The following is a 13,641-nucleotide window of genomic DNA, read 5'->3' on the forward strand; positions in this document are numbered from 1 at the left end:
ATACGAGATCAAATTTATACGAAGACCTTACGATCTTAAGATTAAATAAAAAATACGAAGAGAATGAAGAGGTAAATTTATCTCATGTCGTAAGCGAGAGGCTTGAGTTTTTCTCACTAAATTTAAAGCAAAAAGGCATAAATTTAACCGCCGATATCAAGGATGTCACGCTTGTAACTTCAAAATTTAAGGTGCGAAAGATAGTTGATAACCTCTTAAGCAACGCCGTGAAATACTCAAACGAAGGCGGAGATGTAAGCGTGAAGCTTGATAAAAAAGCTCTTGTTGTCACAAATAGCGGACAGGGGATATCAAAAGAGAATTTGCCTCATATATTTGATCTTTACACGAGATTTGACGAGGCAAACGGAGGATTTGGCATAGGGCTTAATATCGTTAAGAAATTTTGCGACGAGCTCAAATTTAAGGTAAACTGCAAGAGTAGCGGCGGTATAACCGAGTTTAAAGTGACTTTTTAAATTCACGCCTAAAAACGCTTGGCGAATTTTGGAATTTCAACCAAATTTATAGCTTCAAGATGTAAAATATCGTCTAGATTTTTACAAAAAGCGGTGACTTATGGATGTTTTCCTTATTGTTGAAGTTGTTGGCATAGCTTCGGCTGCACTTAGCGGATTTTACTTCGCTATCAGAAAAAATTGCGACTGGCTTGGTATCTTTGTGGCGGGATTTTTGACCGCTCTTGGCGGCGGACTTATGCGTGACGCGATAGTTTCGCGCCCTCCTTATTCGTTTACAAACTACTTGCCCGGGCTCATTGTGGTCGTTATCTTAATAGCTGCGGCGCTTCTTAAGCTACATAAGCGCGAGGATTTGGAGACTAAATTTTTATTTATCACGACTGATGCTTTCGGTATTGTGAGCTTTTCTATAGTCGGAGCCATCGTAGCACTTGAGTATAACTTCAACTTTTTTGGCGTAACTATGCTTGCGCTTTGTAACGGAGTTGGCGGAGGCATACTACGCGATATCTTGCTAAACGAGGTTCCTTGGTTTTTAAAGACGGGACTTTACGCTACAGTTTGTTTGAGTGTAGGCACGGTATATTATTTTATGGACTACTTTGGATTTACAAATATATATTGGGTGATGTTGCTTTTTACTTTCGGAGTGGTTTTTAGACTTTTGGCTTATTATAGAGGCTGGCATCTGCCAAGGCTTGATTAAAAGGAGTAAATATGTATCTTTTAAACACTTATGCGAGATTTGATTTTGGATTTGAAAGGGGCGAGGACTCTGTGCTTTTTGACGCAAAGGGCAGAGATTATATCGATTTTGCCTCGGGTATCGGCGTAAATTCGCTCGGATACGCTCATAAAAGAGTTGTAAAAACCATAAGCGAACAAGCGGACAAGATACTTCACAGCTCAAACATATACCGCATAAAACCGCAAGAAAAGCTTGCAAAGCAGATTTCAAAAATGCTCGGCTTTAAAACCTTTAGCTTCTTTTGCAATTCCGGTGCAGAGGCAAACGAGTGCGCCATAAAGCTAGCCAGAAAGTATGGTGCGACAAATTTTAAAGAGAAGAAATTTGAGATCATAAGCCTTGCAAACTCCTTTCATGGCAGAACTCTTGCGACCTTAAAGCTAACCGGTCAAGATAAATTTCATCCCGAAATTTACGCTCCTTATATCGATGGCTTTAAATTTTACGGCAGTATCAGCGAGATAATTGAAAATATAAGCGAAAAAACCGTTGCCGTTATGATAGAGCTTGTTCAAGGCGAGGGCGGTATAAACGCACTTGATAAGAGCGAAGCAAAACGCCTCGCAAAGGTTTTAAAGGAGAAAGACTTGCTTCTTATAACCGATGAGGTGCAGTGCGGAGTATTTAGAACGGGCGAGTTTGTTACATCTAAGCTTTATGGTATAAAGCCTGATATCATTACCTTTGCCAAGGGGCTTGGCGCGGGCGTGCCGATAGGTGCTTGCGTAAGCAAAAAAGAGATATTTGAGCCTGGCGATCACGGCTCAACTTTTGGTGGAAATTTCTTGGCAACTGCAACTGCGCTAACCGCGCTAGATGAGCTTAAAAAGCTTAAAAAAAGCGGCAAGATAGATAAGCAGATAGAAATTTTTAATGAAAATTTAGACGAGCTCTGCACCAAATTTCCAAAAATAATCAAGCAAAAAGAAGGACTTGGACTCATGCTAGGCCTAGTGCTTCATGAAGGCGTAAATTTAGCCGATATCATAAAGCTAGCCGCTAAAAACCGCGTTTTGGTGCTTAAATCAGGCACAAGTACGCTTAGATTTTTACCGCCTTTAAATATGAAAAAAAGCGAGATAAAAGAGGGCTTTAAAAGACTTCAAAAGGCGCTTAGTGAGTATAAAATTTAGCTCGTATTTTAACGAGTGGCTAAATGAAAATTACTACAAAGACCCCGCTAGAGTAGGTAAAAGCGGGGATTTTTATACTTCTGTTAGTGTGGGGCCGCTTTTTGGTGTCACGCTTGCTTATCATTTTTTAAATTTGGTTGAAAAAGGTGAGTTTTCACCGTACGCAAATATCGTTGAGATAGGTGCAAATGACGGCGCTATGATGTGTGATTTTATAAGCGGAATTTTTACTTTTGGGCCTGAAATTTTAAAAACGCTAAAATTTAATATCATCGAACCGCATGAAAATTTAAAAGAGATCCAGGCTAAAAATTTCAAGCAAAAATTTAGTAATGAGGTATGCGTAAAGCACTTTAATAGCCTGAAAGAGTGTGAGTTTAACGAGGCTTTTTTTATCTCAAACGAGCTTCTTGACTGCTTTGCTTGTGAGGTGGTGGATGATGGCAAAATGCTTTATGTGAAAGATGATGAGCTTTTTTGGGATGGCATAAATAGCTATACTTTAGCAACTTGCAAAAAATTTGGCGTTAATAAAGGCGAAGTTATGCTTGGACTTAAGGAGTTTGCAAAGAGTGTCAAAAACTGCGCAAAGAGGCTTAAATTCATTACTTTTGACTACGGAGATATAATCAGGCGAGATGACATAACGCTTAGAATTTACAAAGGCCATAAGGTTTTTAGCCCTTTTGAGCTTACAAATTTAAAAGAGTATTTTGGCATAAGCGATATAACTTATGATGTGAATTTTGCGCAGGTTAAAGAGGAGTTTGAAAACTGCGGGTTTAAATTTAAAAGCTTTAAAAAGCAGTCCGTAGCGATAGTGGAATTTGGCGGTGCAGAAGTGCTTGAATACGTGCTTAAAAACGGTGGCGAGAGCGCTTACAAAAGCTTTTTAAAGCAGTTTAAGTTCCTAACTAGCCCTGAGTTTTTGGGCGAGAGGTTTAAAATGATAGAGTTTGATAAGGAGATATGATGAAATTTGTAACATTTTTTGACGGCTGTGTAAAAAGTGGCATAGTAAGCTTTGATGGCTCCATTATCAGCTTTAGCGAAATGGGGCTTGATTTTAGTGATTTAAATGATTTTATCTTACGAGCCGGCAAGCAAGACTATGAGCATTTAAAAGAATTTGAAAGCCATACGAGTAAGCTTAAATTTAGCGAAGCAAAGCTGCTTGCACCTATCGTAACTCCGCGTCAAGATATCATCTGTCTTGGCATAAACTACATGGAGCATGCTAAGGAGTCGGCCAAATTTAAAGGCGAGAAATTTGACGGCACACGTGAATATCCGGTCTATTTTTCAAAACGAGTTAATGAGGTAGTCGGGCACAAGGGCGAAATTTTAGCTCATGAAGATGTTACGCAAAAGCTTGATTATGAGGTGGAGCTTGCACTCATCATAAAAAAAGACGCTAAAAATGTAAAAGAAGAAGAAGCGGGCGAATATATCCTTGGATACACGATACTAAATGATTTTAGCGCGCGTGATTTGCAAATTCGCCATAAGCAGTTTTACTTCGGCAAGTCACTTGAAACTCACTGCTCGATGGGTCCTGTGGTGGTGACACCTGATGAGCTTGATAGTGCAAATTTAGCTATCAAATGCTACGTAAACAATGAACTCAGACAGAACTCAAATACCTCAAAAATGATCTTTGATGAAAGGTATGTGATCGCCGAGTTAAGCCAAGCGATGACGCTAAAAGCTGGCACCATCATCTCTCTTGGCACGCCAAGTGGAGTTGGTATGGGGCTTGAGCCGCCTAAATTTCTAAAGAGTGGCGATGTGGTGCGTTGCGAGATAGAAAATATCGGAGTGCTTGAAAATTTTATAAGATGATAAACTATCTAAAATTTATGTTCACTATCTGATAATAAAACAAACCAGCATATACGCTTGCTTTCGTTAAAATTTAACCCGTCTATAGAGTAAAATTTGCGCTTATGTCCTTCCTTTTTAGTGATGATATCGACTTTATATGGCATGAAAGGAAAGCTTTTGAAGTGGCATGAGGCAACGTCATCTTTTGCTATTTTTATCTTGGTAAAAAGCTTTGCGATTATGATTTTATCCTCATAAATTTCAATGTATCTAAAATTTAACTTCTCAAATAAATTATAAAGTAAGATAGCGGCTAGTACTGCGCCCATCGCAAGCTTTGCTCCGCCGTCAAAAAGCATAAAAGAGGTCGGAAATACAAGAAGCAAAAGTATCGGCGCGCAACTTATCAGTAGAGTTATCTTGTTTCTGCTATCAAGTCTGTATAAAAGCTTTGAGCTGTCTTCCATACTCATCTTAATATAACCGCTGCGATAGCAAAACCGCCGTCGTGGCTTATGCTTACGTCCGCTTGTGAGATTTTGAAATTTTGTTTTAGTTTGTCTGAAAGTTTTATCTTTGGTGCGTTTTTTTCGGTTTTATAAATTTCTATATCAAAAAACGAACATTCACTACTTATACCACAACCCAAAGCCTTACTAACAGCCTCTTTAACGGCATAAAACCCTGCTAGAGTCGAGTCTGTCTTTGCTAAATTTATCTCGTTTTTATTTAAAAAGCGTTCGGCGAAACTCTCACCGTAACGCTCTTTAAGCTTTGAAATTCTAGAGATTACGACTATATCTATCCCTATCATTGAACAACAAAATCAGTAAAGTATATGTTTTTGATATGTCCGTCAGCCAAGACCTCGTTAAGTCTATCTACTATTTCGTCTTTTAGGCGATCTTTGCCCTTTATTGTGCTAACTTCTTCAAATGTTTTAGACGATAGAGTTCTAATGATAATATCGCGAATTAGGGATTTTTTCTTATCTATTTCAGGAGTTAAGGCTTCATTGTTTAGCTCCAAATCAACCTTAGTTTTAAGAAATCTTGAGCCACTTTCACTTAATAAATTTACTATAAATTGATCCATAGGATATATAGGGCCCATATTTATATAGTCATTTGATCTTTTTGGACTATTGTTTCTTGCGGTTTGTTGAGGCTGTTGCATGGTTTGCATATCTTGTGCGTTTATTTGCTGATTATCGCTACCTCCTAAAACCAAAAATGCTATCAAACCACCGATAGCTAAAAGTAGCACTAAAACAATAATGATTATTATAAGTAAAAGGCTATTTCCTTTCTTGCCTTGCTTCTCTTCAACCTCTTGGGCCATTAAAACTCCTTTAAATTTTGGTTATAATTATACATTAATTTTAAGAAAAAGAGAAAGATGATACATAAAACTAATGCCGCCAGATTCCTAGATAGTAAAAAAATAGAGTATGAATTAATTGAATATGATGTCGATGAAAGTGATCTCAGTGCCGTAAATGTCGCCAGTAAATGCAATATTGATATCGAAAAAATTTATAAGACTATAGTGTGCGAATGTGAGCCAAAAGGATTTGTAGTAGCTTGCATTCAGGGGGATTTGAGCTTAAATTTAAAAGCTTTAGCAAAGCTTAGTGGTCATAAAAGATGTGAACTTTTAAATTTAAGAGATCTTGAAAAAGTAACAGGCTATATTAGAGGGGGCTGCTCTCCTATATCTATGAAAAAGAGTTTTGATACATTTTTTGATAACAGAGTTTTAAATCAGGATTTTATCTATATAAGTGCTGGCGTTAGAGGTAAGCAGATAAAAATAAATCCATTAAAATTGATAAATGCTATCAATGCTAAGACGGGAGATTTAATTTAGTCAATGTTAATTGTAGTGATGATAAAATTGGCAGATTTAATTTAAGGTTTAAAATTTATGCTGGAAGAAATTTTTAGAGAGTATGATATACGCGGAATTTACGAGAGAGATCTAAATGAAACAAGCGTAAAGGCTATAGGCTTAAATTTGGGTCGCGAGATGTTAAAGCGCGGAGCTAAAAACGTAAGTGTGGGATATGATGCGAGGCTTAGTGCAGAAGATATTTTTGGCTGGCTTGTTAGCGGGCTAAACGCTGCAGGCACAGAGGTCTTTGATATTGGATTGCTTCCTACACCGGTTGGATATTTTAGCGTTTTTAACGACAAATTTGACGCAAACATCATGATAACCGGCTCTCATAATCCAAAAGAATACAACGGATTTAAGATTACGATTTTTAAAGATAGCTACTTTGGTGCTGATCTTCAAAAGCTAAAAGATGAGGTTATCTCCACTATCAAGGCTAAAACGCAGATAAAAGATGATTTTAGAGCTGTTAAATTTGATATCGCAAGCGAGTATAAAAAATTTATCATAGATCAGTTTGCGCATCTTAAAAACATGAAACTAAAAATAGTAATGGACTGCGCAAACGGAGCCGTGGGAGCCGTGCTTCCTGAAATTTGCAAGAGCTTAAATTTAGACGCTGAAATTTTGTATCCAAACCCTGACGGAAATTTTCCAAACCACCATCCCGATCCAAGCGAAGAGAAAAATTTAAAAGATATAAAAGAGGCCTTAAAGGGCGAATTTGAGATAGGATTTGGCTTTGACGGAGACGGCGATCGTATTGCGGTTCTTACTAAAAATCGCAACATCAAAGGCGATGAGCTAGCCTACTTATACTCTCTTGTGATGAAAAATCCGCGAGTTTTAGGAGAGGTCAAATGCTCGCAAAATATGTATGACGAGATCGATAAAAATGGCGGCAAGAGCTTCATGGGTAAAACCGGTCATAGTAATATCAAAAAAGCCATGAAAGAGCTAAATATCGATATGGCGGCGGAAGTTAGCGGTCATATATTTTTTAAAGAGCGATATTTTGGCTTTGATGACGCCTTGTATGCGATGTTTAGGGTGCTTGAGCTCGTTCAAAAGGGTATAAATTTAGATGCCGAGCTTGAGAAACTTCCAAAAGTTTTTAGTACTGATGAGATCAAGGTAGAAACTAGCGAAAGTAAGAAATTTAAGATAATCGAGGCTTTAAAGCTTGAACTTGCAAAAGGGGTAAAAGAGCTTCCGGAAGTAAAAGAGATCATTGATATAGACGGCGTTAGAGTAAGATTTGAAGATGGTTGGGCACTTGTAAGGGCCTCAAACACAACTCCTGTCATAGTAACTAGGTTTGAGGCTAGGAGTGAGGTTTTGCTTAAAAAACTTAGTGAAATCTTTTTAAATTTGGTCGAAAATTTAAAGAGTAGGGTGTAAAATTATGGTAAATGTAATACTTTGCGGAGGCTCGGGCACTAGACTTTGGCCGCTTTCAAGAACTCTCATGCCAAAGCAGTTTGTTAAAATTTTTAATGACGAATCCCTTTTTAGTCTTACTCTTAAGAGAAATTTTGAATTTGAAAAGAGTATTATTGTTTGTAATGAAGAGCACTATTTTCTAGCTCTTGATGAGTGCAACAATAAAGAGATAGAGAGATTTATTTTAGAACCTTTTGGTAAAAATACGGCCGCAGCTATAACCTTTGCAGCTTTGGGTGCAAAAAGCGATGAAATTTTATTAGTAACTCCAAGCGATCATATGATAGAGGATGAGGATGCTTATAAAAAATCACTTATGACGGCAAAGGAGTATGCCAAGGACGGGTTTTTAGTTACTTTTGGCATTAAGCCTACTGAGCCAAATACCGGATATGGATATATGAAAGCTGAAAAAAATGGCGATGTGGAGAGATTTATCGAAAAGCCTAACCTTGAAAATGCGGTTAAATTTATAAAAGATGGCGGGTATTACTTTAATAGCGGAATGTTCTGCTTTAAAGCGGGAGTCTTTTTGGAAGAGATGATGAAATTTTCTCCAAGTATAGTAAAAAACGTTCGTTTGGCGATAGAAAATTCTCACCTAGAGGCAAATGTCTTAAAAATAAATCCAAAATATATGGATTCTATTGAGGATATAAGTATTGATTACGCATTGATGCAAAAGAGTATGAAGATAAAGATGGTTGGTCTTGATGCCGGATGGAGCGATGTGGGAAGCTTTGATGAGCTTAGTAGAAAGATCGAAAACAGCAAAGAGATTTACGAGATAGACTCTAAAAACAACTTTGTGATTAGCGAAAAGCCAACAGCTCTTATAGATGCAAATGATCTCATAATAGTGAATACAAAAGATGCTCTTTTGATTACTAAAAGAGGGTCTAGTCAAAAAGTAAAAGATGCTCAAAAACATTTTCAGAATTTCTTTCCTGATCTTTGTGAAGCACACTCTAGAGTTTTTCGCCCGTGGGGAAGTTACGAAGTCTTAGAGAGTAGTGACGGCTATAAGATAAAAAAGATAATAGTTAGACCAGGAAAGAGACTGAGTCTGCAAAAACATCTAAGGAGAAACGAGCACTGGGTGGTTGTTAAGGGTAGAGCCTTCGTAACTATTGATGATAGGGAATTTTATCTCAATCAAAATGAATCTACTTATATAAAAAGCGGGCAAATTCATAGATTAGAAAATCAAGAGAGCTCAAATTTAATAATCATAGAGGTTCAAACTGGTGACTATTTGGGTGAAGATGATATTATTAGACTAAACGACGATTACAATAGATCTTAATAGGAATTTGATGAAAAAGGCTTTAGTGCATGATTGGTTTAGTGTATATGCGGGTGCGGAGCGATGCGTAGAGAGCTTTACAAATATCTGGGATGATTTTGATATATTCTCTCTTGTTGATTTTTTAGACCCGAAAGATAGAGAGATAATCCTTAAAGGCAAGATTTCACAAACCAGCTTTATACAAAATTTACCACTTTCAAAGAATAAATTTAGAAACTACCTTCCGCTATTTCCTTTTGCTATAGAGCAGCTTGATCTACGCGAATACGATCTTGTCCTATCAAGCTCTCATGCGGTTGCTAAAGGTGTTTTAACAAGACACGATCAGCTACATATCAGTTATATTCATACTCCGATTCGTTATGCTTGGGACATGTATCTTAACTACCTTGAACAAAATTCTCTGCAAAGCGGATTTAAGTCTCTTCTGGCAAGATATTTTTTGCATAAAATTCGTCTTTGGGACATAGCTTGTGCAAATAGAGTCGATCTTTATATTGCAAATTCAAATTTTGTATCAAATAGGATAAGAAAAATTTACCGTAAAGATTCAAAAGTCATCTATCCTCCTGTAGATACTAATAAATTTAAAATAAATTCTAAAAAAGATGATTTTTACATCACAGTCTCAAGGCTGGTCGCCTATAAAAAAGTTGATTTGATAGTAAGAGCATTTAATGAGAATGGCAAAAAGCTGGTAGTGATAGGAGATGGTAATGAGATGACAAGGATAAAGAGCATAGCAAGGAGTAATATAGAGATATTGGGTTTTCAGGATAGCAAAATATCCGCCGATATGATGAGTAAGGCTAAAGCCTTTGTTTTTGCTGCAATTGAGGACTTTGGAATAACCCCTGTTGAGGCGCAAGCTTGCGGAACGCCTGTAATATGCCTAGATAAAGGTGGGGCGAGAGAGAGCGTGATAGATGGAGTAAGCGGGGTTTATTTTGCGGATCAAAATGTCCAGAGTATAGTTGAAGCGGTAGATAAGTTTGAGAAAAATTTGGATAAATTTGATTCAAATATTATAAAAGCTCATGCAGGAAGGTTTTCTAAAGAGAGATTTGAGTCCGAGATAAAGGAATTTGTGGAGGACAGTTATGATAAATTTCGCTTTGGCGGTATAGATGCGCTTAGAAAATAAAATTTTATTAAAAGCTATGATAGATTATATTTTAGTGATAATAAGTATGCCGATATGGTTATTTGTTATGGCTTTTATTGCTATTGGTATGAAAATTTTACAGCCTAGCGAGAGCATATTTTTTAAGCAAAAGAGGATTGGGCACTTTAATAAAGCGTTTGACTGCTATAAATTTAGATCGATGTATAAAAACGGACATGAAATTTTGATCCAATATCTTAAGGAAAATCCAGATGAAGTCGAGCACTACAAGAGGTATCATAAGTATAGAAACGATCCTAGGATAACAAAGATTGGGCATTTTATCAGAAAAACATCTTTGGATGAGTTGCCTCAGCTTTTTAATGTATTAAAGCTGGAGATGAGCTTAGTAGGACCAAGACCATATATGATAGCCGAAAAGAAAAAAATCGGAGCAAATATTAAAAAAATAACAAGCGTTAGACCTGGACTTACAGGTCTTTGGCAAGTAAGTGGCGGAAATAAATTATCATTTCACGATAGGGTTGATCTAGACTGTAGGTATGTAGATAATATCTCGATTTTAGGCGATATTTTAATACTTATTAAAACCATAAAAATAGTTTTTAAAAACCAGTAATAGACACCAAATAATCTATGTTTAATCTCTTTTAGATATAATCATTAAAATTTTAATTACGGTCAATATATATTGCTAAAAAAAAATATTATTAATACTTATCAACTTGTAAAATTCGATTTTAAAAGCAGATACGCCAAGACTAGCCTAGGTCAAATTTGGTATCTTATATCTCCTATTATAATGCTTTTTATCTATACGGTTATATTTTCAGATTTTATGAGTGCAAGGCTTGGTATAAGCGATCAGCCATACGCATATAGCATATATTTGATACCAGGACTTTTTGCATACTCTGCATTTAGCAACACCCTTACCTTAATGATGGAGGTTCCATTTGCAAAGGCTGGAATTTTAAAGAAAATCAACACCCCTATCTATATTTTTGAGCTTAGCCCTTTAATAATTCAATTTTTGATATTTATTTTTTCCATGTTTATAGGAGTTTTGTTTCTTGTTGCAGTAAAAGATGTAAGCTTTAATATACTTTTTATAATTCCGATGATGATATTGCAGACTCTTTTTGTATTTGGTTTAGGGCTTTTTTTATCGGTTTTTGCAGTATTTTTTAGAGATATTAAAGAGATAATACCTATTGTCCTTCAGCTTTTATTTTGGGCTACTCCTATCGTATATCCGGCCTATATAATCGAACAAAAGGCAAAAATTTTACTGTATATAAATCCGTTTTATTACTTTGTCAGACCATATCAGGATATTTTTTTATTGGGTTCTGTAAAACTAAATGATTTTATAGCCCCAGCAATTCTGTCCGCTACATCTCTTGTTGTCGGTATATTTTTTTACAAGAAGCTTGTGGGGGCGGTAAGAGATAACTTATGAGTGTAGTTTTAAGAGTTAAGAATATTACAAAAGAATTTAGAGTTTATGAGCGCCAAAGAGATAGACTTAAAGAGATTTTTCAAAAAAAACCTCTGCATAAAAAATTCTTCGCAAATCGCGATATAAGCTTTGACTTACATAGTGGCGAAAGCCTTGGTATAGTGGGCTTAAATGGGGCGGGTAAATCTACGCTTTTAAAGATAATAAGCGGTGTTTTAATGCAAACTTCGGGAAGTATAGAAGCGGACGGCTCGGTAGCTGCCATACTAGAGCTTGGAACAGGGTTTAATTACGATCTAAGCGGAGTTGAAAATATTTATTTTAACGGCTATCTGCTTGGAATGAGCAAGGCTTATATAGATGAAAATTTGCAAAACATTATAGATTTTAGCGAGCTTAATGAGTTTATAAAAATGCCTATTGGTACTTATTCTTCAGGAATGGCGGTGCGTCTTGCGTTTTCTATAGCCATATTTTCAAACGCTCAAATTTTTATAATAGATGAGGCTCTATCTGTAGGAGATGCTCACTTTTCTCAAAAATGTATAAAGAAACTCAAAGATATAAAGTCCGAGGGAAAGAGCATTATATTTGTATCTCATGATTTAAACTCATTGAAGCTTCTTTGCGATCGAATTATACTTCTAAGATCGGGTAAGGTTGTGCAAGAAGGTGATCCTCAGGATGTTTTAGATACCTATAACTATTTAATAACTGAAATTGGTAAAATTGATGAAAATTTAAAAGAGCTAAACAGCGATTATGGTAGCAAGGAAGCGATCATAACAAACATTAGTATGAAAAAAGATAGTAGTGATGTCTCTGTAACATGTTGTGGCGATAGTGTGAATTTTGAAATAGAGATTCATTCCAATAAAGATCTAAAAGATCTCTCTTTAGGGTTCTTGATTAAGGATAAATTCGGACAAGATATATATGGCACAAATACTAATTTGCTTGGTATTGATTTAGATTTAAAGCAGAATAAAAGATACGTGATAAATTTATATCTAAAGCTTGATATTGGAGTTGGATTTTATACTGTTACTTTAGCTTTGCATTCAAAAGATACCCACGTAGACGATTGTTACCACTGGATGGATAATGCGTTGAGATTTGAGGTTATAAACCCTGAAAAAATAGATTTTATAGGAATTTGTAGATTGAATTCAGTGATTGATATAAAGGAAATTAATGGATAAAGGTTTTTATGTAGCTCTTGAAAATAGATTTAGAGGTAGCGAAGAGCTTGTTAAGGAGAGGCAAAAAAAGTATCTTAAATTTATAAATCCGTTAAAGGATATCAAAGATCATGTAAGTGCTCTTGACATAGGTTGCGGACGCGGAGAATGGCTCTCCTTGCTCAATGAAAACGGATTTTTAGCAAGAGGAATAGACATAGACGATGATATGGTAGAGCTATGCTTAAAAAAAGGGTTTAATACTAAAAAAAACGATGCGCTTTCTGAGCTAAAAAGTCTTGAAGATAATAGTGTCGATATAATTTCCGCTTTTCAAGTTGTAGAACATATTGATTTTGATGATGTTCTAGATATTTGCAAAGAGGCTATGAGAGTCTTAACTCCATGCGGAATTTTAATTCTTGAGACGCCGAATCCTGAAAACATTATGGTTTCTACTCATTGGTTTTATCTTGATATAACACATAAAAAACCAATCCCTTGCGATCTACTCGCTTTTGCTACGGAGTATTGCGGATTTAAAAGAAATTTTATAATACGTTTGAACGAAAAAGAGTTGAATCTATCAGGATATGATATGGATCTTTTTGATGTTTTTGAAAAAGTTAGTCCCGATTACTCTATAGTGTCTCAAAAGGACGGTAGCAATATCGGTATTTTTGATCCTGCTTTTTCCGAGGGCTATGGTATAAATTTAGATCAAATTTCACATATGTATTCACATATATTAAGGATGCATAATAAAAATATGAATGAACGTATTGATCAAAATATATTATCTCTTAAGGAAGAGATAGAAGGAATTAAAAATAGTAGATCATGGCGCATAACAAAGCCTTTAAGGGAGGCTGTAGGTTTAGCAAGAGATATAAAGGCTCAATTTAAGGCTTATTTAGATAAAGGTATGTCTATTATCAAAAAAATAAATTTAAGTTCTATATTTAGTTCTAATCAATCCAATGTTTTGACCAAAAAAGAGTTGGAAATTTACAAAAAATTAAGAAAAAAGGATTGAT

General features: G+C 35.8%; 16 protein-coding genes. 13 read left to right on the forward strand and 3 right to left on the reverse strand.

What is annotated here, in order from left to right:
* From CDOM16189_RS07195 to CDOM16189_RS07215, 5 genes are all read left to right on the forward strand, one after another.
* Positions 1–479, forward strand: a 479-nt coding sequence (locus tag CDOM16189_RS07195) for a sensor histidine kinase (protein WP_170000911.1), incomplete at its 5' end; no start/stop codon positions are given.
* Between the two features lie 100 nt (positions 480–579).
* Positions 580–1,188 (forward strand): trimeric intracellular cation channel family protein, encoded by a 609-nt coding sequence (locus CDOM16189_RS07200; protein ID WP_169975033.1) that lies wholly within the window; start codon positions 580–582, stop codon positions 1,186–1,188.
* 11 nt (positions 1,189–1,199) lie between these two features.
* Positions 1,200–2,363, forward strand: coding sequence for an acetylornithine transaminase (locus CDOM16189_RS07205; RefSeq protein ID WP_169975035.1), 1,164 nt, complete (start codon positions 1,200–1,202; stop codon positions 2,361–2,363).
* Positions 2,347–3,336, forward strand: a complete 990-nt coding sequence (locus CDOM16189_RS07210) for an SAM-dependent methyltransferase (protein WP_349304345.1) — start codon at positions 2,347–2,349, stop codon at positions 3,334–3,336. Before CDOM16189_RS07205 ends, CDOM16189_RS07210 begins: the two co-directional genes overlap by 17 nt.
* Positions 3,336–4,205, forward strand: a complete 870-nt coding sequence (locus tag CDOM16189_RS07215) for a fumarylacetoacetate hydrolase family protein (protein WP_169975037.1) — start codon at positions 3,336–3,338, stop codon at positions 4,203–4,205. Before CDOM16189_RS07210 ends, CDOM16189_RS07215 begins: the two co-directional genes overlap by 1 nt.
* Before the next feature lie 8 nt (positions 4,206–4,213).
* On the opposite strand, the gene CDOM16189_RS07220 is transcribed toward CDOM16189_RS07215, so the two are convergent.
* Genes CDOM16189_RS07220 through fliL form a run of 3 tightly spaced genes read right to left on the reverse strand, consistent with a single transcriptional unit; the run spans position 4,214 to position 5,528 of the window.
* Positions 4,214–4,654 (reverse strand): hypothetical protein, encoded by a 441-nt coding sequence (locus CDOM16189_RS07220; RefSeq protein ID WP_170000912.1) that lies wholly within the window; start codon positions 4,652–4,654, stop codon positions 4,214–4,216.
* Between the two features lie 2 nt (positions 4,655–4,656).
* Positions 4,657–5,001 (reverse strand): holo-ACP synthase, encoded by a 345-nt coding sequence (gene acpS, locus CDOM16189_RS07225; RefSeq protein ID WP_169975041.1) that lies wholly within the window; start codon positions 4,999–5,001, stop codon positions 4,657–4,659.
* Positions 4,998–5,528: a flagellar basal body-associated protein FliL gene (fliL, locus tag CDOM16189_RS07230; RefSeq protein WP_169975043.1), complete on the reverse strand. Its 531-nt coding sequence runs from the start codon at positions 5,526–5,528 to the stop codon at positions 4,998–5,000. The genes acpS and fliL overlap by 4 nt, the downstream gene beginning before the upstream one ends.
* Positions 5,529–5,585: 57 nt before the next feature.
* Between fliL and ybaK the strand changes: the two genes are divergently transcribed.
* The 8 genes from ybaK to CDOM16189_RS07270 all read left to right on the forward strand — a co-directional run bounded on the left by ybaK (position 5,586) and on the right by CDOM16189_RS07270 (position 13,640).
* On the forward strand, positions 5,586–6,056 hold the full coding sequence (ybaK, locus tag CDOM16189_RS07235) for a Cys-tRNA(Pro) deacylase (protein WP_169975046.1): 471 nt from the start codon (positions 5,586–5,588) through the stop codon (positions 6,054–6,056).
* 57 nt (positions 6,057–6,113) lie between these two features.
* Positions 6,114–7,484 carry a phosphomannomutase/phosphoglucomutase gene (locus tag CDOM16189_RS07240; protein WP_169975048.1) on the forward strand — a complete coding sequence of 457 codons (1,371 nt, stop codon included), beginning with the start codon at positions 6,114–6,116 and terminating at the stop codon, positions 7,482–7,484.
* 4 nt (positions 7,485–7,488) lie between these two features.
* Complete coding sequence (locus tag CDOM16189_RS07245; protein ID WP_169975050.1) at positions 7,489–8,832, forward strand: mannose-1-phosphate guanylyltransferase/mannose-6-phosphate isomerase; 1,344 nt, start codon at positions 7,489–7,491, stop codon at positions 8,830–8,832.
* Positions 8,833–8,842: 10 nt separating this feature from the next.
* Entirely contained in the window at positions 8,843–9,979 is a 1,137-nt protein-coding gene (locus tag CDOM16189_RS07250) for a glycosyltransferase family 4 protein (protein WP_169975052.1), read from the forward strand.
* Positions 9,963–10,580, forward strand: coding sequence for a sugar transferase (locus CDOM16189_RS07255; protein WP_169975054.1), 618 nt, complete (start codon positions 9,963–9,965; stop codon positions 10,578–10,580). The genes CDOM16189_RS07250 and CDOM16189_RS07255 overlap by 17 nt, the downstream gene beginning before the upstream one ends.
* Before the next feature lie 72 nt (positions 10,581–10,652).
* Positions 10,653–11,423, forward strand: a complete 771-nt coding sequence (locus CDOM16189_RS07260; protein ID WP_169975056.1) for an ABC transporter permease — start codon at positions 10,653–10,655, stop codon at positions 11,421–11,423.
* Positions 11,420–12,625, forward strand: a complete 1,206-nt coding sequence (locus tag CDOM16189_RS07265) for an ABC transporter ATP-binding protein (protein WP_169975058.1) — start codon at positions 11,420–11,422, stop codon at positions 12,623–12,625. The genes CDOM16189_RS07260 and CDOM16189_RS07265 overlap by 4 nt, the downstream gene beginning before the upstream one ends.
* A complete protein-coding gene (locus CDOM16189_RS07270) occupies positions 12,618–13,640 on the forward strand; it encodes a class I SAM-dependent methyltransferase (RefSeq protein ID WP_170000913.1) in 1,023 nt (340 codons plus the stop codon). Before CDOM16189_RS07265 ends, CDOM16189_RS07270 begins: the two co-directional genes overlap by 8 nt.
* The last annotated feature ends 1 nt before the right edge of the window (position 13,641 follow it).

It is taken from the genome of Campylobacter sp. RM16189, assembly GCF_012978815.1.
GTDB lineage: Bacteria > Campylobacterota > Campylobacteria > Campylobacterales > Campylobacteraceae > Campylobacter_A.

Coding starts and splice junctions, on each gene's coding strand:
- CDOM16189_RS07255 (WP_169975054.1), top strand. CDS start 9,963: ATGCGCTTAGAAAATAAAATTTTATTAAAAGCTATGATAGATTATATT.
- fliL (WP_169975043.1), bottom strand. CDS start 5,528: ATGGCCCAAGAGGTTGAAGAGAAGCAAGGCAAGAAAGGAAATAGCCTT.
- CDOM16189_RS07245 (WP_169975050.1), top strand. CDS start 7,489: ATGGTAAATGTAATACTTTGCGGAGGCTCGGGCACTAGACTTTGGCCG.
- CDOM16189_RS07265 (WP_169975058.1), top strand. CDS start 11,420: ATGAGTGTAGTTTTAAGAGTTAAGAATATTACAAAAGAATTTAGAGTT.
- CDOM16189_RS07200 (WP_169975033.1), top strand. CDS start 580: ATGGATGTTTTCCTTATTGTTGAAGTTGTTGGCATAGCTTCGGCTGCA.
- ybaK (WP_169975046.1), top strand. CDS start 5,586: ATGATACATAAAACTAATGCCGCCAGATTCCTAGATAGTAAAAAAATA.
- CDOM16189_RS07205 (WP_169975035.1), top strand. CDS start 1,200: ATGTATCTTTTAAACACTTATGCGAGATTTGATTTTGGATTTGAAAGG.
- CDOM16189_RS07215 (WP_169975037.1), top strand. CDS start 3,336: ATGAAATTTGTAACATTTTTTGACGGCTGTGTAAAAAGTGGCATAGTA.
- acpS (WP_169975041.1), bottom strand. CDS start 5,001: ATGATAGGGATAGATATAGTCGTAATCTCTAGAATTTCAAAGCTTAAA.
- CDOM16189_RS07250 (WP_169975052.1), top strand. CDS start 8,843: ATGAAAAAGGCTTTAGTGCATGATTGGTTTAGTGTATATGCGGGTGCG.
- CDOM16189_RS07270 (WP_170000913.1), top strand. CDS start 12,618: ATGGATAAAGGTTTTTATGTAGCTCTTGAAAATAGATTTAGAGGTAGC.
- CDOM16189_RS07220 (WP_170000912.1), bottom strand. CDS start 4,654: ATGGAAGACAGCTCAAAGCTTTTATACAGACTTGATAGCAGAAACAAG.
- CDOM16189_RS07240 (WP_169975048.1), top strand. CDS start 6,114: ATGCTGGAAGAAATTTTTAGAGAGTATGATATACGCGGAATTTACGAG.